The following is a 21166-nucleotide window of genomic DNA, read 5'->3' as shown; positions in this document are numbered from 1 at the left end:
ATGGTGCGGATGCGTGGTGTGCGGTCCATCGGCTTCCCCCGCTTCTCTCAGCGTCGAGGAAAGGCTAACCCACCGCGACACGCCCGGGGGTCGGCGCGGGCGAACGCGAAGGGGCGTGTCGGAGAACACTCCCTGACACGCCCCTTCGGCACGGACGAGAGGATCAGCCGGCGTTCTGCTCCAGCCACGCCCACGGGTCGACGACCGACCCGTTGATGCGCACCTCGAAGTGGGTGTGGCACGCCGTCGAGCTGCCCGTGCTGCCGATGAGGCCGATGAGCTGGCCCGCGGCGACCGTCTCGCCCGACTGCACGACGCGGCTGCCGTAGGTCATGTGGCCGTACAGCGTGCTGACGCGCTGACCGTTGATGACGTGGTCGATCGTGATGGCGACGCCGTAGCCGCCGAAGCTCTCCTGCGAGACACGCACGACGCCCGCGGCGGCGGCGTAGACGGGCTGGCCGCACGCGAGGAGCAGGTCGACGCCCTGGTGGTAGCCGGAGTCGCCGAGGCCGCGGCCCTTCTTGAAGCCGACGACCGGCCAGCGGACCTCGCCCGAGCCGGGCGAGACCATCGACAGGTCGACGGACGACAGCGAGACCGACTGCGCGGCGCGCTGGCGGGCGCGCTCGGCGGCGGCCTCCGCGGCCTTCTTCTTCGCGATCTCCTCGGACGTCGTGGCCGAGTAGCTGCTGCGGTCGAGCTGGGCGGCGGATGCCTCGGACGCGACGACCATCGACTGCGCATCGCCGGCCGACGCCTGCTGCAGCGTCTTGGCCTCGGCCGTGGGCTGCCACGCCGCATACGCCGGGATGGCGACGGTCGCGACGAGCCCCGCGACGATCGAGAGGATCGCGACGCTGCGAACGGGCTTGGCGACGCCGCGCTTCGGGCGGTCGGCGCGCGGCGGACGCGTGGCGACCGCGGTGTTGCGGGGGGTGACGGGTCGGGACGAGGGTCGGGCGACGCGCGCTCGGGAGCGCCGCGTCATTCCGGTCGGCTCCTGCTCGGGTGCGTCGCCGACCGACGGGGTGTTCTCAGCCAAATTTCCTCCGGCGCCTCTGCGCCCCGGGCGGGCGCTGGCTCGTCGGCACTCGGTGTGTGGCACGGTGTGCGGGCTTCACCCACCGCAGACGACGAGCCGGAGAGGCAATCTGCGTGGGGTCCGACGGCGGGCTTCTCGCCTGTGGACAGACCGAGGCTACCCGAAGGTAACGAATAAGTCACGTTCAGCCCGCGGGCTGTGGACAGCCGTGCGGCGGATCGGGGTGGGGAGGATCAGCGCTCGTCGACGAGGAAGATGTGCGACGCGACCTCGACGGGAAGCTCGAGCCCCTCCTCATCGCCGTCCATCTGGACGAGCACGTAGCCCTCGTTGAAGCGATAGTCGCCGCGCGCGCCGGGGACCACACCGGCCGCCTTCAGCTGCTGCAGGAGCTCGGGATCGACCTGCGCCGGCTCGGCCAGGCGCCGGACCGTGCCGGTGATCGGGCCGCCGACGTCGTTGAGCTTGCGCACGAGCCCCACCACGCCCTGCTCGAACGTGTTCGAGGGGACGTCACCCAGCTGGTCGAGGCCCGGGATCGGGTTGCCGTAGGGCGACTCGGTGGGGTGGCCGAGGAGCTCGACGAGGCGGCGCTCGACCTGCTCGCTCATGACGTGCTCCCAGCGGCACGCCTCTTCGTGGACGAACGCCCAGTCCAGGCCGATGACGTCGCTGAGCAGGCGCTCGGCGAGACGGTGCTTGCGCATGACGTCGACGGCCTTCTGCCGCCCGGCGTCGGTCAGCTCGAGCCGGCGGTCGTCCGAGACGACGACGAGGCCGTCGCGCTCCATCCGCCCGACCGTCTGCGACACCGTGGGACCGGAGTGCCCGAGACGCTCGGAGATGCGTGCGCGCAGCGGCACGATGTTCTCCTCCTCGAGTTCGAGGATCGTCCGCAGATACATCTCCGTGGTGTCGATGAGATCGGTCATGGGGGCTTCCTCAGCGCTCGTTCGGGTAGACCTCCAGCCTATCCAACGCCGCGGACACGGGGATCGGCGCCGAGGGCCGTCGTCACACGGCCGGGGCGGCCGTGGGCCGCGCCCTAGACTCGTCGCATGCCGCACGTGGACCTGCCTCGCGACCTGCTGCCCGCCGACGGACGCTTCGGATGCGGACCCTCGAAGGTGCGCGGAGCGCAGCTGGAGGCACTCGTCACACGCGGGGCCACGATCCTCGGCACCTCGCACCGGCAGAAGCCCGTGAAGGCGCTCGTGGGAAGCGTGCGCGAGCGTCTCGGCGCGCTGCTGCGCCTCCCCGACGGCTACGAGATCATCGCCGGCGACGGCGGATCGACGGCGTTCTGGGACGCCGCGGCCTTCGGCCTCATCGACTCCCGCGCGCAGAACCTCGTCTTCGGCGAGTTCGGCGGCAAGTTCGCCGCCGCCGCAGGCGCGCCATGGCTCGAGGCGCCCGACGTGCGCAAGGCCGATCCCGGCACGCGCGCCGTCGCGGAGCCCGTGGCGGGCGTCGACGTCTACGCGTGGCCGCACAACGAGACCTCCACGGGTGTGGCGACCCCCATCGAGCGCGTGCACGGCGACGAGGGCGCGCTGACCGTCATCGACGGCACGAGCGCGGCCGGCGGCATCGACTTCGACATGTCCCAGGCCGACGTCTACTACTTCGCGCCGCAGAAGAACCTCGGCTCCGACGGCGGCCTGTGGTTCGCGGCCGTGTCGCCCGCGGCGATCGAGCGGATCGAGCGGATCGCCGCATCCGGCCGGTACATCCCCGAATTCCTGAGCCTGAAGAACGCGCTGGACAACTCGCGCCTGGAGCAGACGCTCAACACCCCGGCCCTCGCGACGCTGCTGCTGCTCGACGACCAGCTCGAGTGGATCCTCGACAACGGCGGGCTGTCGTGGGCGCACGCGCGCACGAGCGAGTCGTCCGGCGAGCTGTACGCGTGGGCGGAGGCGTCCGAACTCGTGACGCCCTTCGTCGCCGACCCGGCCGACCGGTCGCCCGTGGTCGTGACGATCGACTTCGCAGAGACGGTGGATGCGGCGGCGGTCGCTGCGAGCCTGCGCGCCAACGGCATCGTCGACACCGAGCCGTACCGCAAGCTCGGACGCAACCAGCTGCGCATCGCGACGTTCGTCTCGATCGAGCCCGACGACGTGCGTCAGCTCATCCGCTGCATCGACTACACCCTCGAGCGCCTCTGACTCCGGAGGTGACGCCCGCCGCGCACGCCCCCGTCGTCATCCGCACGCCGTCGGCGGACGACGCCGACGCGATCGCGCGCGTGCACGTCGAGAGCTGGCGCGAGACGTACGGCGCCCTACTGCCCGAGCGCTTCTTCGGCGACGAGGCCCTCACGGCGCGGCAGCGGATGTGGCGCAGCATCCTGTCGCGTGATCCCGCGCCTGAGCGCGTCGCCGTCGCCGAGCGCGGGCGCAGCATCGTCGGCTTCGCGCAGGCCGGCGCGGCCGCGGGGCCAGACGCCGAGAAGGGCTTCCCGCCCGCGCGGCCGCTGCACCTGTACACGATCTATGTCTAGCGCAACGGCTTCCGCGCCGACGGCACGGAGTTCGCCGAGCCCGGCATCGACGGTCTCGTCGAGGTGCGGATGGTGCGCTGCTCAGGCACGGCGCGCCCTGACCACGTCGTCGTCGGACTCGTCCTCGTCGGAGTCGTCGTCCGGCTCGTCGTCGGAGTCGTCGGACTCGTCCTCGTCGGAGTCGTCCGCGTCGTCGGACTCGTCGGAGTCGTCGTCCGGCTCGTCGTCGTCGGAGTCGTCGGAGTCGTCCGAATCGTCGTCCGCGTCCGCGTCCTCGTCGTCGTCGTCGGGCTCGTCGGGGTCGAGCTCGTCGATGTCGACGCCGTCGAGGTCGCCCGCGTGGAGGATCGGCGAGCCGTCCGAGTCGAGCTCGTCGTCGTCCTCGTCGAGGTCGTCCTCGTCGTCGAGCTCGTCGTCCTCGAGCTCGTCACCGTCCAGATCGTCGTCGTCCGCGTCGTCGGACTCATCCTCGGCGATCGCGGCTTCGGCCTGCGCCGCCGCCTGCGCCGCCTGGTACTCCGCCAGCCGCGTCGCCCACGGCACCCACTCGGGTGCGAGCAGCGCGTCGTCGCCGGGCAGCAGCTCGACCTCGAGCACCGTCGGCTCGGAGCCCTCGACGACCGCGACGCTCACCGTCCAGAACCATCCGGGGTATCCAGCGAGGCGGTTCGCGAAGCGCAGCGACACGACGCCCTCATCCTCGAGCGTGTAGCCCGCGGGGTCACCGACGGTGGCCGCGGGGGTCACCTCGTGCAGCGCCGCGCGGGCGAGATCGTGCGCGGCGAGCAGGCGCTCGTCGACGGCGTCAGGCTTCGAGGTCATCGGCGACCTTGCGGAGGACCGCGGCGACCTTCTTGCCGTGCGAGCCGCTGGGGTATCGACCGCGGCGGAGGTCCGCGCCGATGCCGTCGAGGAGCTTCACGAGGTCCTCGACGATGATCGCCATGTCGTCGGCCGACTTGCGCGAGCGCTTCGCGAGGCTCGGCGGCGCCTGCAGCACGCGCACCGAGAGCGCCTGGAGGCCGCGCTTGCCGTCGGCCACCCCGAACTCCAGCCGCGTGCCGGCCTTGGGCGCGGGCGTGCCGGCGGGCAGGGCCGTGGCGTGCAGGAAGACGTCCTGGCCGTCATCGGTGGTGATGAAGCCGAACCCCTTCTCCTCGTCGTAGAACCTGACCTTGCCGGTGGGCATGACAAAACCTCGCTGAAACCGAGTCCGCGGACGGACGGACATGATGAACGGCCGACCGGCCGCCCGTCTAGCGTACGCCACACCCCGAACCGCTAGGCTGAGGCGGATGAGCACGCGAACGCCCGGCGGCGACCTTCCGGTCCGCCGCATCGATCGGATCCTGGCGTTCATGTCGCTGGGCCTGCTGGTGCTGTCGATCGCGTGCTTCTTCGCGATCATCCTCGGCTCGGCGGCGAAGGTCGACTTCGCGTCGGGGCTGTGGCCCACGGTCGGCGTCGTCGTCTACATCGCGCCGATCCTCGCCTTCGCGATGCTGATCACGGTGCTCATCATGAGCTTCGTGCGGAGGGCTCGGGCCAACCGGGGCGAGTGACGTGCCGGCGACCTCCGACGAGCGCGCGCTCGCCCTCGCACTGGCCGAACGCGACGACGCGGACCTGGCCGACCTCCTCGCCGCGCGCGCGGTGTCGGCATCCGCCGCGTGGCGCGACTTCTTCGACGCGGCCGAGGCGCTGCTCGATCCGGCGTCGATCGCGCGGGGCCTCGCCGTCCTGCCCCTCGACGACGCCGTCGCGCTCGACGAGGCCGTGCGCGCCGAGGGCACGGTCGCACCGGAATCGCGTCCCCGGCTCGCGAGCGCCGGACTGACGGATGCGGCGGGCCGGCCCTTCAGCGCGGTCGCCGTCGCCGTCGGCGATCGCGAGTCCCCCGCGCGTGTGACCGCGGGCGCACGCACGGCGAGCGCGGACGAGGATGCCGCCGCGGCCGAGCGCGCCTTCACGTCGGCCGCATCGCTCGCCGACATCCTGCTCCACGCCCTGCGGCACCCGCTCACGCGGATCGGCTCGGGCGCCCTCGGCGCCGCCGACCGGCGCGGCCTCGTCGACGCCGGGGCGGCCGCCGACGCCGACGCGGCCGACCTGCTCGTGAGCCTTGCCGAGCGCACCGGGCTGCTGCGCGCCGACGAGCGCGCGTGGCTCGTGACGGAGTCGGGACGCGCGTGGGTCTCGAGCCCGACGTCGGAGCGGTGGGCGCTGGCCGCGCGGCGGCTCCGCGACGCCATGCCCGCGGCGCTGCGCACCGCCGACGGCGGCTGGATCGCGCCGACGACGTGGCACGCCGCGTACCCGTACGACACGGCCTGGCCGAGCGTCGCGGGGCTGTGGCGCGCGTACGGCGTGGCGTGGGGGCTCCTCGCGCCGGGAGGCGGCGAGCCGCCGTGGGCGCGGCCGATGGCGGCTGGCGGCGATCCCGACCTCGCCGCGCTCGGCGCCTACCTCCCGTCGGAGGTCGACCGCATCTATCTGCAGAACGACCTCACGGCGATCGCGCCGGGGCCGCTGCCGCCGGCGCTGGATGTGCGGCTGCGGTCGATGGCCGTCCGGGAGTCGCGCGCGCAGGCCTCGACGTACCGCTTCAGCGCGGAATCGCTCGCGGCCGCGATCACCGCCGGCGAGACGGCGGACTCGGTGCGCGCGTTCCTGCGGGAGATCTCGCTCACGGGCATCCCGCAGCCGCTCGAATACCTCATCGCGCGCAACGCCGACCGGCACGGCCTGCTGCGCGTCGGCGCTGACGACGACGGCCGCACGCGCGTGCTGAGCGACGACCCCGCGACCCTCGAGACGGTCGCCGTCGACCAGGCGCTGCGCCCGCTCGGCCTCGTGCGCGACGGCGCGTCGCTTGCCACGCGCGTATCGGCCGGCACCGTGCTGTGGGCCCTGGCCGACGCGCGCTACCCGGTCGTGGCCGTCGACGAGGACGGCGCGCCGCAGCCGGTCGACCGCCTGCGCGTCGCCGCCGACGTCGAGCCCGTGCGCGCCGCCGACCGCTACGCCGACCTGCTCGCGCGCCTGCGCGCGGGCAGCGCCGGCGACGACACGGATGCGGCGTGGCTCGAGCGCGAGCTCGACCAGGCCGTGCGGGCCCGCGCCGTCATCGACGTCGTCGTCCGCCTCCCCGACGGCAGCTCCCGCACGTTCCGACTCGAGGCGAGCGGTCTCGGCGGCGGGCGGCTGCGCGGGCGCGACCGCGGCGCCGACGTCGAGCGGACGCTGCCGCTCGCGAGCATCGCGAGCGTGCACCCCGTCGCGTGATCCGCGAGAGTGCACCCGCGCGGCGAGAGTGCACGCCCGGCGGAGCGGTCTCGCCGCGACCGTGCACGCTCGGGGCTCCGGCGCGGCGGTAGAATGGGAGGCTATGTCTGACGGCCCCCTCATCGTGCAGAGCGATCGCACCGTGCTGCTCGAGGTCGCGCACCCGGATGCGGAGAGCGCGCGCCACGAGCTCGCAGTCTTCGCCGAGCTCGAGCGCGCACCCGAGCACATCCACACTTACCGGATCACGCGGCTCGGCCTGTGGAACGCGCGCGCCGCAGGCCACGACGCCGAGGACATGCTCGCGACCCTCGACCGCTGGTCGCGCTTCCCCGTGCCCGCGTCGGTGTCGATCGACATCCGCGAGACGGTCGGCCGCTACGGCCGGCTCGTCATCGAGCGCGACGACGAGGGTGCGCTCGTGCTGCGCTCGACCGACCCGGCCGTGCTCGCCGAGGTCGCCCGCAACAAGCGCATCCAGCCGCTGCTGATCGGCCACCCCTCCCCCGACGCGTACGTCGTCGACGCGTGGGCGCGCGGGCACATCAAGCAGGAGCTGCTGAAGATCGGCTGGCCGGCCGAAGACCTCGCCGGCTACACACCGGGCACGCCGCATCCGATCGACCTCGCCGAAGACGGCTGGCACCTGCGCCCGTACCAGGAGCAGGCGGTCGAGGCCTTCGCCGAGGGCGGTTCGGGCGTCGTCGTGCTGCCGTGCGGCGCCGGCAAGACGCTGGTCGGGGCGGGCGCCATGGCCGGCACGAAGACGACGACGCTCATCCTCGTGACCAACACCGTGAGCGCGCGGCAGTGGCGCGACGAGCTGCTGCGGCGCACGTCGCTGACGCCCGAGGAGATCGGCGAGTACTCCGGCCAGGTCAAGGAGATCAAGCCCGTCACGATCGCGACCTACCAGATCCTCACCGCCAAGCGCGGGGGGCAGTACGCGCACCTCGCGCTGCTTGATGCGCTGGACTGGGGCCTCATCGTCTACGACGAGGTCCACCTGCTGCCCGCGCCCGTGTTCAAGCTCACCGCCGACCTGCAGGCGCGCCGCCGCCTCGGCCTCACCGCGACGCTCGTGCGCGAAGACGGCCGCGAGGGCGACGTGTTCAGCCTCATCGGCCCCAAGCGCTTCGACGCGCCGTGGAAGGAGATCGAGGCGCAGGGCTTCATCTCCCCCGCCGCGTGCTACGAGGTGCGCATCGACCTCCCCGCCGGCGACCGCCTCGAGTACGCCGCCGCGGCGGACGACGAGCGCTACCGCCTCGCCGCCACCGCGCCGGCGAAGATCGACGTCGTGCGCGGGCTCGTGCGCCGTCACGCCGGCGAGCGCATCCTCGTCATCGGGCAGTACCTCGACCAGATCGACGTGCTCGCCGAGGCTCTGGATGCGCCGCAGATCACGGGCTCGACTCCCGTCGCCGAGCGCGAAGAGCTGTTCCAGGCGTTCCGCGAGGGCGAGATCTCGCTGCTCGTGGTGTCGAAGGTCGCGAACTTCTCGGTCGACCTGCCCGAGGCCTCCGTCGCCATCCAGGTGTCGGGGTCGTTCGGTTCGCGCCAGGAGGAGGCCCAGCGCCTCGGACGCCTGCTGCGCCCCAAGCAATCCGGCCACACCGCGAGCTTCTACACGCTCATCTCCCGCGACACGGTCGACCAGGACTTCGCGCAGAACCGTCAGCGCTTCCTCGCCGAGCAGGGCTACGCCTACACGATCCTCGACGCGGACGAGCTGATCGCCGCGTAACGGCGCCGCGCCGCGGCATCCGGAGTCCGCCCATCGCGAACACGGAGCCGGAAACGGCCGGTGGCGCGCCCGAAACGGCCGACATCCAGCACTTCCCTCGATCCAGTCGGGATAATGACCCCATGACCGCCGCACGCATCCTCGTCGTCGACGATGAACCGAACATCCGCGATCTGCTGATCACGAGCCTCCGCTTCGCCGGGTTCCAGGTGCGGGCCGTGGGCAACGGCGCGCAGACGATCTCCGCCGTGCTCGAGGAGGAGCCCGACCTGATCGTGCTCGACGTGATGCTCCCCGACATGAACGGCTTCAGCGTCACCAAGCGCCTGCGCGGCGCCGGGTACACCGCCCCGATCCTCTTCCTCACCGCCAAGGACGACACCGAGGACAAGATCACGGGCCTGAACGCCGGCGGCGACGACTACGTCACGAAGCCCTTCAGCCTCGACGAGATCGTCGCGCGCATCCAGGCGATCCTGCGCCGCACGATGCAGGCCGACGAGGAGTCGGTCATCCGCGCCGGCGAGCTCACGATGGACCAGGACACGCACGACGTCACCGTCGGCGACGTCTCGATCGACCTCAGCCCCACCGAGTTCAAGCTGCTGCGCTACCTGATGCTCAACCCCAACCGCGTGCTCAGCAAGGCGCAGATCCTCGACCACGTGTGGGAGTACGACTTCAACGGCGATGCGGGCATCGTCGAGAGCTACATCTCGTACCTGCGCCGCAAGATCGACCCGCACTCGAGCGAGCCGCTCATCCAGACCAAGCGCGGGTTCGGCTACATGCTGAAGGCCGGCAAGTCCGCCTGACGCGGCCGCCGTACCCCTCCGGAGACTCCCCTGGCCGATAAACACGATGCGGTGACCCGCTGGTGGCGCGGGCTCAGCCTGCGCGCGAAGGTCACGGGCGTCACCGTCGGCCTGCTCGCGATCGGATTGGCCGTCGCGGGCTTCGGCACGATGGCGTTCCTGCGCACGACGCTCGTGGGCAGCGTCGACGCGACCGTCGAGCAGCTCGCGGGGAGCGACATCGCCAATCAGCTCATCCGCGTCGTCGACGACGGCGGAACGCAGACCTTCCGCCCCAACGAGTCCGGCAGCAAGCCCGACTACTTCGTGGCGCTGTACGGGCCGCCCGACGACGGGCTGCGCATCCTCGTCGGGCCCGACGACCCGGCCGCGACGCCGCAGGTGCCCTCGAGCTACAGCGTGCAGAAGGCGTACCAGGACGGCACCGCCCCCTTCGACCTCGTCGACCCGCGCACCGGCGCGGTGTTCCGCGCGAGCGTCGCGCCGGCCGAGATCCCCGGGTCCACCGGGTCGGGCGAGTTCTACACGCAGCTCGTCGCGGTGCCGCTGGCCCCGACCGAGCGGGTCGTCGCGACCTACATCGGCATCTACGGGGTGCTCGCGCTGCTCATCCTCGTCGCGAGCGCGCTGCTCACGCGCTACATCGTGACCCTGACGTTCCGCGGTCTCGGCCAGGTCGAGGCGACGGCCATCTCGATCGCGACGGGCGACTTCAGCCAGCGCATGACCGACGTGATCCCCGGCACCGAGGTCGGGCGGCTGAAGGCGGCGATCAACGCGATGCTCAGCCGCGTGGATGCGGCGATCCGTCAGCGCGACGCGACGGTCGGCCAGATGCGCCGGTTCATCGGCGACGCGAGCCACGAGCTGCGCACACCCCTGGTCACCGTCCGCGGGTACGCCGAGCTGTACCGCATGGGCGCGATCCGCGACGAGGCCGACATCGCCCAGGCGATGGAGCGCATCGAGAAGGAGGCGAAGCGCATGGGCGTGCTCGTGGAGGACCTCCTCGCGCTCGCACGCCTCGACGAGCGCCGCGACGTCGTCTTCGAGCCGGTGGACCTCCGGCCACTCGCGCGCGACGCGGCGATGGACCTGCGGGCCGCCTCCCCCGCACGCGAGATCACCGTCGAAGACACGACGCTCCCGAACGGACCGCACGTGACCATGTCGATCGTGGTCGACCCCCCGCTGACCCCGGCGCCGGGCGCCGAGAGCGCCGGCGACGAGCCGCGGCGGCGGCCCGGGGCGACCTCGGCGATCGCGCTCGCCGGCGCGCGCCTGTCACGGCTGCGGCGCCGCCCACGCGGCGTGGGGGAGCCGACGACGGATGCGGTGGAGCCGCTGCGGCCCGCGCGCTCGGAGCCGATCGTCCTGGGCGATGAGAACCGCATCCGCCAGGTGATCGCCAACCTGCTCGGCAACGCTCGCCGGTTCACGGCCGAGGACTCCCCCATCGGGCTCCGGGTCGGCGTGGAACCCGCCGCCGACGGCGGCACGGGCTTCGGCTGGATCGAGGTCATCGACCACGGCGAGGGCATCCCGCCGCAGATCCGTGAGCAGATCTTCCAGCGCTTCTGGCGCGCGGACACGTCGCGTGCGCGCGAGACGGGCGGTTCGGGGCTCGGCCTGTCGATCGTGGCCTCGATCGTCGAGGCCCTGCACGGCACGGTGCGCGTGGACGACACCCCGGGCGGCGGGGCGACGTTCCGCGTGTCCATTCCGCTCGCCCCGCCCGCCGAGATCGACGCCGCGGCCGACACGCGCCCCCTGCCGCGCCTGCGCGACTGAGGACCCGTCCTCCCCACCCGCACGTTCCCCGCGACAGCGCACGGGCTCCGGGCCCCTCGCCGCGGGCGCGGCCGGCCCGGACGTAGCGTGACGGCCATCCCTCGAGAACAGGAGCATCCCATGGCCGTCTTCTCCGTCGACAGCGACGCCGTCCTCGCCGCCTCCGGCACGATCCGCTCGACCGTCGATCGACTCGAGACCGAATCGGCGTCGCTGCTGTCGCAGCTCACCGCCCTGCAGGGGTCGTGGACCGGCGCGGCGTCCGCCGCGTTCTCAGGCGTCGTCGAGCAGTGGCGCGGCACGCAGCGGCAGGTCGCGGCGGCGCTCGCCGAGATCGATCGCGCCCTCACGCTCGCCGCGCGCCAGTACGCCGAGGTCGAGCAGGCCAGCACGAGCCTGTTCCGCTGACCCGCTGCGCTCCCGCGCCGGGGTTCGGGTGTCAGTTGTGGCCTCTTGGGCACGCTCCGGGCGGCCGCACCTCCCACCTGAAGCCCGCCTCGCACCGAAGCACGCTGCACGCTGCACGCACGAGAAGGGCCCCCTCCCGAGGGAAGGGGCCCTTCTTGCGTGTCAGCGGTGGATCAGAAGTCCATGCCGCCGGTCGGGTCGGCCGGAGCCGCCGCAGCCTTCTCGGGCTTGTCGGCGACGACGGCCTCCGTGGTGAGGAACAGACCCGCGATCGACGCGGCGTTCTGCAGCGCCGAGCGCGTCACCTTCGCCGGGTCGATGATGCCCTGCGCGAAGAGGTCGCCGTACTCGCCGGACGCGGCGTTCAGACCGTGGCCGGCCGGAAGCTCCGCGACCTTGTTCGCCACGACGCCGGGCTCGAGGCCCGCGTTGAGGGCGATCTGCTTCAGCGGCGCCTCGATGGCGACCTTGACGATGTTGGCACCGGTGGCCTCGTCGCCCGTGAGCGACAGGCCCTCGAACGCGCTCTTGCCGGCCTGGATGAGCGCGACGCCACCACCGGGGACGATGCCCTCCTCGACGGCCGCCTTCGCGTTGCGGACGGCGTCCTCGATGCGGTGCTTGCGCTCCTTGAGCTCGACCTCGGTGGCCGCGCCCGCCTTGATGACGGCGACACCGCCGGCGAGCTTGGCGAGGCGCTCCTGGAGCTTCTCGCGGTCGTAGTCGGAGTCGGTGTTCTCGATCTCGCGACGGATCTGGGTCACGCGACCCTCGATCTGCGCGGAGTCGCCGGCACCCTCGACGATCGTCGTCTCGTCCTTGGTGATGATGACCTTGCGGGCGCGGCCGAGCAGGTCGAGCGTCGCGTTCTCGAGCTTGAGGCCCACCTCTTCGGTGATGACCTGGCCGCCGGTGAGGATCGCGATGTCCTGCAGCTGCGCCTTGCGGCGGTCGCCGAAGCCGGGCGCCTTGACGGCGGCCGACTTGAAGATGCCGCGGATCTTGTTCAGCACCAGGGTCGCGAGCGCCTCGCCCTCGACGTCCTCGGCGATGATCAGGAGCTCCTTGCCGTCCTGGATCACCTTGTCGACGATCGGCAGCAGGTCCTTGATGTTCGAGATCTTCTGGTTGGCGATCAGGATGTAGGGGTCCTCGAAGACCGCCTCCTGACGCTCCGGGTCGGTCACGAAGTAGGGGTTGATGTAGCCCTTGTCGAAGCGCATGCCCTCGGTGAGCTCGAGCTCGGTGCCGAACGTGTTCGACTCCTCGACGGTGACGACGCCCTCCTTGCCGACCTTGTCGATCGCCTCGGCGATGAGCTCGCCGATGGCCGGGTCGGCGGCGGAGATCGACGCGGTCGCGGCGATCTGCTCCTTGGACTCGACCTCCTTGGCGCCCGAGAGCAGCTCGTCGGTGATGGCCTTCACGGCCTTCTCGATGCCGCGCTTGAGCGAGATGGGGTCGGCGCCGGCCGCGACGTTGCGCAGGCCCTCGCGCACGAGCGCCTGGGCGAGCACGGTCGCCGTGGTGGTTCCGTCACCGGCGACGTCGTCGGTCTTCTTCGCGACCTCCTTGACCAGCTCGGCGCCGATCTTCTCGTAGGGGTCGTCGAGCTCGATCTCCTTGGCGATCGAGACACCGTCGTTGGTGATCGTGGGGGCGCCCCACTTCTTCTCCAGAACGACGTTGCGACCGCGGGGGCCCAGGGTCACCTTGACGGCGTCGGCCAGCGTGTTCAGGCCACGCTCGAGGCCACGGCGGGCCTCTTCGTCGAAAGCGATGATCTTTGCCATAAGTGTGTCGTCCCTCCCGGACGGTGGCTGTCAGTCTTTAGCACTCAACAATCGTGAGTGCTAAGCCATTCTGGCACTCGCCCCTGGGGAGTGCAAGCCGCCCGGACATGCGTCGTCCCCGCATCCGACACGGGATGCGGGGACGAAGATCGCGGGCGTCAGACGACGCGGACCGACTCGGCCTGCGGGCCCTTCTGGCCGGTGCCGACGGTGAACTCCACGAGCTGGCCCTCTTCCAGGACGCGGAAGCCGGTCATGTCGATGTTCGAGTAGTGGACGAAGACGTCCTGCCCGTCGCCCGAGGTGATGAAGCCGTAACCCTTCTCGGCGTTGAACCATTTGACGGTGCCCTGGGCCATGCTGTTCTCCTGCTGTTGCGGTGGGACGTTCGTCATCGTACCCACGCGCAACAGGCCGATCCGCGCGTCTGCGGCAACTGTTGCACGGCCGCATCGAACTGTTTACCGCGCGGAAACACGCCGCCCCGAAGCGGCCCCGGAGAGCCCGCTCAGGGAGTGGAGGTGGGGTCGGGCGCGCCGCCTTCGGTGCGGTCGAGGCCCAGCACGGCGGTGAGCTGCTTGCTGTCGCCGTTCGAGTCGGGCGGCAGGTACTGGTCGCTCTGGGCGACCTGCGCGCCGCCGATCACGTCGGCGAGGCCGCGCGCGGCCGCCTCGTCGGCCTCGGCGACGTAGAAGATCGTCGTCGTGGGGAAATCGGTGCTGCCCGCGCCGCCCGCGTTGACCTGATCGGCGGCCCAGCCCGCATTGATGATGGTCTCGCGCACCTGGGTCGCCAGCCCCTCCTGCGGCGTGGCATTGAGGACGAGCACGGGGTACGACGTGTCGACCACGGGCGTGACCTCGGGTTCGGGCGCCGCGGTGGGTGCCGCCTCCGGCGGGCCGAACGACACGCGGCCCGACACGACGAGCGCGCCGAAGATGCCGGCCACCGTCAGGACGACGGCGGCGGCCGCCGCCCACAGGAACACGACGCCGCCCCGGATGCGGGGGTTCTCGGCACGATGGGCGCCGACCCGGGCCACGTCGTGCGGGATCTCGTCGAAGCGGTCGCGCGGGTACGTCGTTCGTGCCACCCGACCGATGTTATCGGTCGGGCCCGGAAGCGCCGGGAGCCGGGTCAGCGCGCGCCGGTGCGCGCGGCGCGCTCGACGGCACGCGCGTCGCGCAGGCGACGCAGGCGCCGCACCAGCAGCGGGTCGTGCGCGAGGGCGTCGGCGGTGTCGATCAGCCGGCCGAGCAGCTGGTAGTACCGCGCGGGCGGCATGTCGAACTCGGCGCGGATCGCCTCCTCCTTCGCGCCGCCGTGACGACGCCACTCGGCCTCGAAGGCGAGGATCGCGCGGTCGCGGTCGGAGAGGGGCACGTCCGCGACGTTACGCGCGCGACCGGCCGTCGTCGGGGAGCCACGCCACGGATGCGCCGAGCGGATCGACGGCCGCGAGCGCCACGCCGTCGCTCGCGAGGACGAAGCCGCCCGGCCACGGGTCGGGAAGCGCGCGCCACGCGTCGTGCAGCCCGGGAGCGTCGATCGTGATCCAGGTCCCGGCGGCGCGGGCGGCCGCGATGACCGCCGCCCGCCGCGCCCGCGGCACGTGGGCGAGGACGCCCGGTGTCGTGACGACGAGCGTCGCGCCGCGGGGCGCGCGGGCCGCGAGCGCGGGGAGCGCATCGGCGCCATCACCGGCGACGAGGACGGGCGGGTCGGCCGCGGCGATGTCGAGGGCGGCCGACACCCGCTCGACGCGCCCGGACTCGCCCGGCCACACGAGACCCGTGATCCACGCCCGATCGCCGGGGTCGCGCGCGTCGCGCGGCTCGAGGTCGATGCCCGCGCGCCACACGATCTCCGGCATCCGCAGCGGCGGATCCCCCTCGAGCCGGCTGTGCAGTACGACGGCGCTGGGGCCGTCGTGCGGATCGAGCCTCCGCTCCCCCGCCGAGGTCTCGTACCGATACGAGTAGCGATCGGGGTAGAGGCACAGGCCCGCACTCGCGCCCACCTCCAGCAGCGCGATCGGACCGTCGATGCGCGCGAGCGCCGGCAGCAGCGCCGCGCACCGCAGCGGCTCGTTCGTCTGGATGCTGCGGCGCGAGCTCTCCGCGACGAGCGCGGCGCCGTTCGTCCGGACCCACGCCGCCCACAGCGGATACGCGCGCTCGGGGGCACCCAGCATCCGGGACACCGCGAAGACGAGCGGCGGCTGCCGGTGCGTCTCGGGGATGCGGGCGAGCACGCCGGCGACGTCGGGGTCGTCGGCGACGCCCTGCGCCCACTCCGCATACAGCGGCGAGCGCGACGGCGCCTCGTCGCGGGCGAATCGGGCGTAGCGTTCGCGCACCGCGTCGGCGTCCATGACCTCGATTATCGCGGCGGCCTCGGCGCCGCCGGATTCGGGTTGAATGGAGGGCGGAAAGGACGCCAGATGACGTATGCGGTGAACAAGTCCGAGGACGAGTGGCGCGAGCAGCTCACGGCCGAGCAGTACGCGGTGCTGCGCCAGGCGGGCACCGAGCGCGCGTGGACCGGTGAGCTGCTGGACGAGAGCCGCGCCGGCCTGTACACGTGCGCGGCGTGCGGCGCCGAGCTCTTCCAGAGCGGCACGAAGTTCGACTCGCACTGCGGGTGGCCGAGCTTCTACGAGTCGGTGCGCCCCGAGGCCGTCGAGCTCATCGAGGACCGCTCGCACGGCATGGTGCGCACCGAGGTGCGCTGCGCGACGTGCGGATCGCACCTCGGCCACGTCTTCCCCGACGGGTTCGGCACGCCCACCGGCGACCGCTACTGCATGAACTCGCTGTCGCTTAACTTCTCGCCCGAGTCCGAGGCGTGACCGCGCGCGAGGCGATGCTCGCGCGCCGGTCGTGGTCGCGCGTGACCGACGACGCCCCGACGACCGCCGAGCTCGAGGAACTTGTCGCCGCGGCCGGCCGCGTGGCCGACCACTCGTCGCTGAGGCCGTGGCGGCTCATCGAGCTGCGCGGAGACGACCGGGTGCGTCTGGGCCGCGCGATCAACAAGGCGCTGGGCGACAAGGGCACCTCGTCCAAGCCGCTACGGGCGCCGCTGCTCATCGCGGTCGTCGCCACGTATCGCGACAAGGGCGACAAGGTGCCGCGGTGGGAGCAGGAGGCCGTGGCCTCCGGTGTCGCCCACGCGCTGAGCCTGCTGCTGGACGAGGCCGGATGGGGCGTCATCTGGCGCACCGGCCACTACACGCGCAGCAAGCCGGTCGCCAAGCTCCACGGTCTCGGCAAGAACGAGGAGCTCCTCGGCTGGCTCTACGTCGGCGGCAAGCCGCAGGGCTCGCGCGGCGGGCACCGGAAGCCGATCGACGCGCGGCGTCACCTCTCCCCCCTCCCCGCCGACCGCGCCACCGCCAAGGCGCGGAAGAAGGCGGCGAAGGCCACGGCGACGCGCGCGCTCTGAGCGCCGCATCCGCTCAGCGCCGCCGCCACGGCACGACGACGACCGCGACTCCGGCGAGGGCGATCGCCGCCGCCGCGACCGCGATCGGCAGCACGGGCGCCGACGGGGTGGGCCGGATCGCGTCGAGCACGATCGAGGTCGCCAGCAGCCCGACGACCGACCCCAGTCCGAGCAGCAGCACGCCGGTGACGCGCACGATCGCCGCCGACAGCGCGATGTAGGCGACCCCGACCGCACCACCCAGGTACAGCCACGGGTCGGCGCGCAGCGTCGCGGGCGCACCGGCGACCGCGATGTGCGCCGCCCCGACGATCGCGAGCACGAGCGTGCCGCCGGCGAAGTTCACGAGCGTGGCCGCGAGCGGATCGCCGATGCGGCCGCGCAGGCGCCCGTTCGTGGCCTGCTGCCACGAGATGCCCGCGCCCGCCAGCACGGGGAGGACGAGCAGCGCCCAGACACCCGTGGCGGCGCCCGCCGCGCACAGCGCCGCGCCGCCGAGGGCGAGGGCCGCGCCCACCACGCGGGGAATCGTGACCGCGACGACGCCGGCCGGTCCGTAGCCGACGCGGTCGAGCACGAGTCCGCCGAGCGTCTGCCCCGCGACGACGCCGACGGTGAACAGCGCAACGCCGGTCGTGCCGATCGTGACGCCTTGGGCGACGACGGTGAACGCCCCCGCCGCACCGCCCGCCAGCAGCCACGGCGCGAGGTCGCGCGCGCGGGCGAGCTCGGCGAGGCGCCGGAGCGCGGCCCGTGTCGCCGGCACGAACGGCGCGATGAACGCGACGACGACCAGGCCCGACGCGAACGAGATGAGCCCGGCGATCCAGCCGTCGCCGATCGCCGTGCCGAGCGAACCGTTCAGCCGCGCCTGCACGGCCGTCAGGGCGCCCACCAGCACGGCGCCGGCGAGGGCGAGTCGCAGCGGCACCGGACGTGCGGACATCGACGCCTCCCCTCGGGCAACCTGACGATCCTACGATCGCCCCGGCGCCCGGATGTCCGCGGCCTCAGGCGCGGCGCAACTCGCCGCGCACGATGGAATCGCCGGAGTGACCCGGGTCGCCGTCGTCGGGCTCGACCGACACGTCCACCAGGACGAATCGGTCGAGGTCGACATCGTCGGGCACGCGGAAGTCGCCCCGATCACCGTCGAGCGTGCCGAGGCTGACCAGATCGGTCGCATCCGCCGTGATGAGCCAGACCTCGCGCCGCTCGCCGGCCTGCGCGTCGTCGGCCAGCGACACCGTGAGGGTGCGGTGTCCGTCGACCTCCTCCACCTCCGCGGTGCCGCGCGCGCCGGGATGCTCGGGGAACGCGTCGAGCGCGGCGGCCGCGAGGACGACCGGTGTGCCGGGACGCACCAGCAGACCGATGCCGACGAGGACGAGCAGCACGGCCACGCTCGCGACGAGGGTGAACAGCGACCGGCGCGCGGGGCGGCGGGATGCGGTGCGCGGCGTCGACGGCGGATCGGCGCGCGGCACCGACGCGGGTGCGGCGACCTCGGCACGAATCCGCTCCCATACGCTCTCCGGCGGTGTCTCGAGCTCGCCCACGTCGAGCGTCGCGCGCCCGACCAGCACCGCGGCGGACAGCGCGGCGACATCGTCGGTGCACGTCGGACACGCGGCGATGTGCGCGCGCTCATCCGACTCTATCTGCTCGCCGAGCGCGAAGAGGGCGAGCCGGTCGGGGTCAGGATGCGACACGATCATCGACCTCCAATCGGCGACGCATGCGGGTGAGACTTCGGCGGATGTGGCTCTTGACGGTGCCGAGCGGCATGTCCAGACGTCGGGCGATCTGGTCATGCGTCAGGTCATCGTAGAACGCGAGCCGGATGACCCGTTGCGCGTCGGGTTCGAGACGCGCGAGCTCATCGGCGAGCAGCAGGCGATCGCCCAGATCGACCTCGCCCGTCACGAGCGCGTGCGGATCGAGCAGCCGCTGCAGCTGCTCGTGCACCGCCGCGACCTTCGCCCGCGCCTCGCGCACGTCGGCGATGCGCCGTCGGGCGATCGCGACCAGCCACGTGGAGATCGCAGCACGCTCGGGATCGTACGACTCGCGCGAACTCCACGCCGAGACGAACGTGCGCTGCGTGACGTCCTCGGCGTCGGCCCGGTCGCCCAGCGCCCGCAGCGCCATCGTGAACACCAGCGGCGACCACCGCCGGTACAGCGCCTCCAGCGCCCGCTCCTCTCCCGCGCCGAACCGCGCCAGGAGGTCGGTGTCGTCGTCCGTCACGCACGCCCTCGTCTCGAGCCGGAACATGGCGTCACCGGATCGGCGTCGCCACGACGACCACGTTATCCTCGTACCGCCCGATCGTGGGGTCGAACGGTCCGCCGCACGTGATGAGGACCAGCTCCGCCGGTCCGGTGCGCGCGAAGATCTCCTGTACGGGCAGCGCGGTCTTGCGGTAGTTCGTGACCGACTGCACCGCGTAGCGGTGCGTCGCGCCCTGCGCGTCGGCGACCACCACCTCGGTGCCGGCTGCCACGTCGCGCAGGCGACTGAACGGGCCGATCGGGTACGCCGGGGCGTCCACGTGTGCGGAGATCACCGTGCGTCCTTCCGAGCTCGACGGGTCGGAGCCGTACTTGTACCAGCCCGCGACCGCCGGGTCCTCGGGCAGCTCCATGAAGTCCTGGCCGTCGACGCCGACCTCCACGACCGGCACCTCGATGCCGGCGGCGGCCACCGTGACCGTCACGGGCGGAACGGCCGTGCGAACGGGTGCGGCCGTGGCGGGGGCGACCGGTACGGAGACGGACGGGGTGGGCGCCGGCGGCGGCGGCGTGGGGGTCGCCGTCGCCGCCGGCGCGGATGGCATCGCCGCGGGCGCCGGAGCGCACGCGGCGAGCCCGAGGGCGATCGCGGCGGCGCCGGCCGCCGCGATCGCCCGAGCGGGGGTGCGGATCATCGACGCGCGCCGTGGGCGCGGACCGCGCGGACGGTGCCGACGGCGACAAGCGCCGCCACCAGCGCGCCACCGCCGACGAGCAGGGTCTGCGCGATCGCGTCCTGCTGGGCGAGCTGACCGCCGGTGCCCGACGGCACGCCGCCGGGGGCCGAGTGCAGGCCCGAGATGGTCTGCGTCGCGAGGGCGAGGTTGCCGTCTTCGAGGCTGCCCCACGCGTACACGATCGTCAGCGTGCCCTCCTGCACGGCGACGTCGGCGGGGCCGATCACCGGGTCGGTGGTCCCGGCCGCGGCCACACTCGCCGAGATGGTCCCGGCGGGCAGGTTGAGCGTGCGCTCGTTGGGGTTGGTCAGATCCTCGATGACGGGAGTGCCGCCGGCCAGGACGTCCACGGCGGGCGCGGCAGCGGTGTGGCGCACGGTCAGTCGGCCTTCACCTGCCGCCGTCGACGACGTGTCGTTGACGAACGGCGTGAGGGTCGGCGACCCGCTCTCGCTCAAGTGGGCGACCGCGGTGTAGTTGGCGCCCGCCTCGAGCGTCACGGCGGCGGGTCCCAGGATCGGGGCGCTGGCGTCCGCCGCATCCGGGGCGGTGAGGGCGACCTGGTAGCTGCCCGCCGGCAGGCTCAGCGGACCGGCGAGCGTGCCCGGCTGGAAGTCGTCGAGCGTGAGCTCGCCGTTGACGTAGACGTCCACCGGGGTGTCGGGGATGGCGTGGAGCACCGACAGCTGGGCGTTGCCCGTCGCGGCGGATGCCGGCAGGGCGAGGCCGAGGGCGGCGACAGCGCCGGCGACGACGCCGACGGTCAGGATCTTGCGCACGAGAGTTCTCCTCTGGTCGGGGCGGCCGGTCGACCGCCGTCGCAGATGTCTTCCCGGGAAGGGCGCGATCCGGATGCACCTGAATGGAACATTTTCGAGACCCCGCAGGCGAGCGCGGACGCCGGCGTTCGGGCGCGCGCGGGGGCGTCAACCCCTTCCGCACCCGAATCGTCCCCGCCTACCGTGGAGCGTCCGCTCACCGAAGGCACTCATGTTCGAGCTCTACATGAACGGCAGCCGGCTGGTCACCACCGACGACGTCGGCGCTGCCGTCCTCGCCCATTCCCGCACCCTCACCTCGCTCGGTCGCTCGGCGATCATCGAGTTCCCCGTCCTGGCCGGCGGGCAGCCCGCGTTCGCCTCCGCGACGTCGGGCTACGACGCACCGATCACGGCGGTGCACATCCCCGACGACCCCAACATCCCCTTCATCCTCGAGGGTTCCAGCGAGGCGACGCGCGCCATCCGGCGCGCCGCCCTCGGCGCGGACTCTCCGACCTGACGCTCAACGGTCTTGGAGCCGCGCGGGTTCGAGGTCGCGGCGCTCCCCTGTAAGCGGTGCATGACCGTATTGCACCC

General features: G+C 72.7%; 25 protein-coding genes. 11 read left to right on the top strand and 14 right to left on the bottom strand.

Annotated elements, in window-relative coordinates; translation table 11 throughout:
- Positions 1-163 precede the first annotated feature (163 nt).
- Entirely contained in the window at positions 164-1045 is an 882-nt protein-coding gene (locus EI169_RS05655; protein ID WP_240640652.1) for a M23 family metallopeptidase, read from the bottom strand.
- 233 nt (positions 1046-1278) lie between these two features.
- The gene (locus EI169_RS05650; protein ID WP_125131464.1) at positions 1279-1977 is read right to left on the bottom strand and encodes a metal-dependent transcriptional regulator; all 699 of its coding nucleotides are present in this window, start codon (positions 1975-1977) and stop codon (positions 1279-1281) included.
- A gap of 126 nt (positions 1978-2103) precedes the next feature.
- Here EI169_RS05650 and serC point away from each other — a divergent pair, with 126 nt between their 5' ends.
- Entirely contained in the window at positions 2104-3216 is a 1113-nt protein-coding gene (gene serC / locus EI169_RS05645; RefSeq protein WP_125131463.1) for a phosphoserine transaminase, read from the top strand.
- A gap of 8 nt (positions 3217-3224) precedes the next feature.
- Positions 3225-3551, top strand: a complete 327-nt coding sequence (locus EI169_RS05640) for a hypothetical protein (protein WP_205783880.1) — start codon at positions 3225-3227, stop codon at positions 3549-3551.
- 81 nt (positions 3552-3632) lie between these two features.
- On the opposite strand, the gene EI169_RS05635 is transcribed toward EI169_RS05640, so the two are convergent.
- Both EI169_RS05635 and EI169_RS05630 read right to left on the bottom strand, forming a co-directional pair.
- Positions 3633-4373, bottom strand: a complete 741-nt coding sequence (locus tag EI169_RS05635; protein ID WP_125131462.1) for a DUF3027 domain-containing protein — start codon at positions 4371-4373, stop codon at positions 3633-3635.
- The gene (locus EI169_RS05630) at positions 4357-4740 is read right to left on the bottom strand and encodes a cold shock domain-containing protein (RefSeq protein WP_125131461.1); all 384 of its coding nucleotides are present in this window, start codon (positions 4738-4740) and stop codon (positions 4357-4359) included. Before EI169_RS05630 ends, EI169_RS05635 begins: the two co-directional genes overlap by 17 nt.
- 106 nt (positions 4741-4846) lie before the next feature.
- On the opposite strand from EI169_RS05630, the gene EI169_RS05625 reads away from it, so the two are divergent.
- The 6 genes from EI169_RS05625 (at position 4847) to EI169_RS05600 (ending at position 11597) form a co-directional block, all read left to right on the top strand.
- Positions 4847-5113 (top strand): multidrug ABC transporter ATPase, encoded by a 267-nt coding sequence (locus tag EI169_RS05625; protein WP_125131460.1) that lies wholly within the window; start codon positions 4847-4849, stop codon positions 5111-5113.
- A 1-nt stretch (position 5114) separates the two neighbouring features.
- Positions 5115-6836 (top strand): helicase-associated domain-containing protein, encoded by a 1722-nt coding sequence (locus tag EI169_RS05620; RefSeq protein WP_125131459.1) that lies wholly within the window; start codon positions 5115-5117, stop codon positions 6834-6836.
- Between the two features lie 103 nt (positions 6837-6939).
- Positions 6940-8583, top strand: a complete 1644-nt coding sequence (locus EI169_RS05615) for a DNA repair helicase XPB (RefSeq protein ID WP_125131458.1) — start codon at positions 6940-6942, stop codon at positions 8581-8583.
- 122 nt (positions 8584-8705) lie between these two features.
- Positions 8706-9398: a response regulator transcription factor gene (locus EI169_RS05610; protein WP_125131457.1), complete on the top strand. Its 693-nt coding sequence runs from the start codon at positions 8706-8708 to the stop codon at positions 9396-9398.
- 150 nt (positions 9399-9548) lie between these two features.
- Entirely contained in the window at positions 9549-11189 is a 1641-nt protein-coding gene (locus tag EI169_RS05605; RefSeq protein WP_125133335.1) for a HAMP domain-containing sensor histidine kinase, read from the top strand.
- Positions 11190-11309: 120 nt separating this feature from the next.
- A complete protein-coding gene (locus tag EI169_RS05600; protein WP_125131456.1) occupies positions 11310-11597 on the top strand; it encodes a WXG100 family type VII secretion target in 288 nt (95 codons plus the stop codon).
- Positions 11598-11770: 173 nt separating this feature from the next.
- Here the strand turns inward: EI169_RS05600 and groL are convergent, their stop codons facing one another.
- The 5 genes from groL to EI169_RS05575 all read right to left on the bottom strand — a co-directional run bounded on the left by groL (position 11771) and on the right by EI169_RS05575 (position 15764).
- Positions 11771-13390 carry a chaperonin GroEL gene (groL, locus tag EI169_RS05595; protein ID WP_125131455.1) on the bottom strand — a complete coding sequence of 540 codons (1620 nt, stop codon included), beginning with the start codon at positions 13388-13390 and terminating at the stop codon, positions 11771-11773.
- Positions 13391-13548: 158 nt separating this feature from the next.
- The gene (locus EI169_RS05590; protein WP_125131454.1) at positions 13549-13749 is read right to left on the bottom strand and encodes a cold-shock protein; all 201 of its coding nucleotides are present in this window, start codon (positions 13747-13749) and stop codon (positions 13549-13551) included.
- A gap of 149 nt (positions 13750-13898) precedes the next feature.
- On the bottom strand, positions 13899-14483 hold the full coding sequence (locus EI169_RS05585) for a LytR C-terminal domain-containing protein (RefSeq protein WP_125131453.1): 585 nt from the start codon (positions 14481-14483) through the stop codon (positions 13899-13901).
- A gap of 44 nt (positions 14484-14527) precedes the next feature.
- On the bottom strand, positions 14528-14773 hold the full coding sequence (locus tag EI169_RS05580) for a DUF3263 domain-containing protein (RefSeq protein ID WP_125131452.1): 246 nt from the start codon (positions 14771-14773) through the stop codon (positions 14528-14530).
- A 10-nt stretch (positions 14774-14783) separates the two neighbouring features.
- A complete protein-coding gene (locus EI169_RS05575; RefSeq protein ID WP_125131451.1) occupies positions 14784-15764 on the bottom strand; it encodes a DUF2332 domain-containing protein in 981 nt (326 codons plus the stop codon).
- Between the two features lie 69 nt (positions 15765-15833).
- On the opposite strand from EI169_RS05575, the gene msrB reads away from it, so the two are divergent.
- Positions 15834-16241, top strand: a complete 408-nt coding sequence (gene msrB / locus EI169_RS05570) for a peptide-methionine (R)-S-oxide reductase MsrB (RefSeq protein WP_125131450.1) — start codon at positions 15834-15836, stop codon at positions 16239-16241.
- Between the two features lie 14 nt (positions 16242-16255).
- Positions 16256-16837, top strand: coding sequence for a nitroreductase family protein (locus EI169_RS05565; protein ID WP_125133334.1), 582 nt, complete (start codon positions 16256-16258; stop codon positions 16835-16837).
- Between the two features lie 13 nt (positions 16838-16850).
- On the opposite strand, the gene EI169_RS05560 is transcribed toward EI169_RS05565, so the two are convergent.
- From EI169_RS05560 to EI169_RS05540, 5 genes are all read right to left on the bottom strand, one after another.
- Entirely contained in the window at positions 16851-17783 is a 933-nt protein-coding gene (locus EI169_RS05560) for a DMT family transporter (RefSeq protein WP_125131449.1), read from the bottom strand.
- Between the two features lie 64 nt (positions 17784-17847).
- Positions 17848-18555 (bottom strand): anti-sigma factor, encoded by a 708-nt coding sequence (locus EI169_RS05555; protein WP_240640651.1) that lies wholly within the window; start codon positions 18553-18555, stop codon positions 17848-17850.
- Positions 18536-19114, bottom strand: a complete 579-nt coding sequence (locus EI169_RS05550) for a sigma-70 family RNA polymerase sigma factor (RefSeq protein WP_125131447.1) — start codon at positions 19112-19114, stop codon at positions 18536-18538. Before EI169_RS05550 ends, EI169_RS05555 begins: the two co-directional genes overlap by 20 nt.
- Before the next feature lie 4 nt (positions 19115-19118).
- On the bottom strand, positions 19119-19766 hold the full coding sequence (locus EI169_RS05545; RefSeq protein WP_240640650.1) for a class F sortase: 648 nt from the start codon (positions 19764-19766) through the stop codon (positions 19119-19121).
- Complete coding sequence (locus tag EI169_RS05540) at positions 19763-20587, bottom strand: DUF4397 domain-containing protein (RefSeq protein ID WP_125131446.1); 825 nt, start codon at positions 20585-20587, stop codon at positions 19763-19765. The genes EI169_RS05545 and EI169_RS05540 overlap by 4 nt, the downstream gene beginning before the upstream one ends.
- A gap of 211 nt (positions 20588-20798) precedes the next feature.
- Between EI169_RS05540 and EI169_RS05535 the strand changes: the two genes are divergently transcribed.
- Positions 20799-21089, top strand: coding sequence for a hypothetical protein (locus tag EI169_RS05535; protein WP_125131445.1), 291 nt, complete (start codon positions 20799-20801; stop codon positions 21087-21089).
- The last annotated feature ends 77 nt before the right edge of the window (positions 21090-21166 follow it).

It is taken from the genome of Microbacterium sp. 10M-3C3, assembly GCF_003931875.1.
GTDB lineage: Bacteria > Actinomycetota > Actinomycetes > Actinomycetales > Microbacteriaceae > Microbacterium.
Note: the sequence above shows the minus strand (reverse complement) of the source record. Positions and strands in the feature narration are given on the sequence as shown.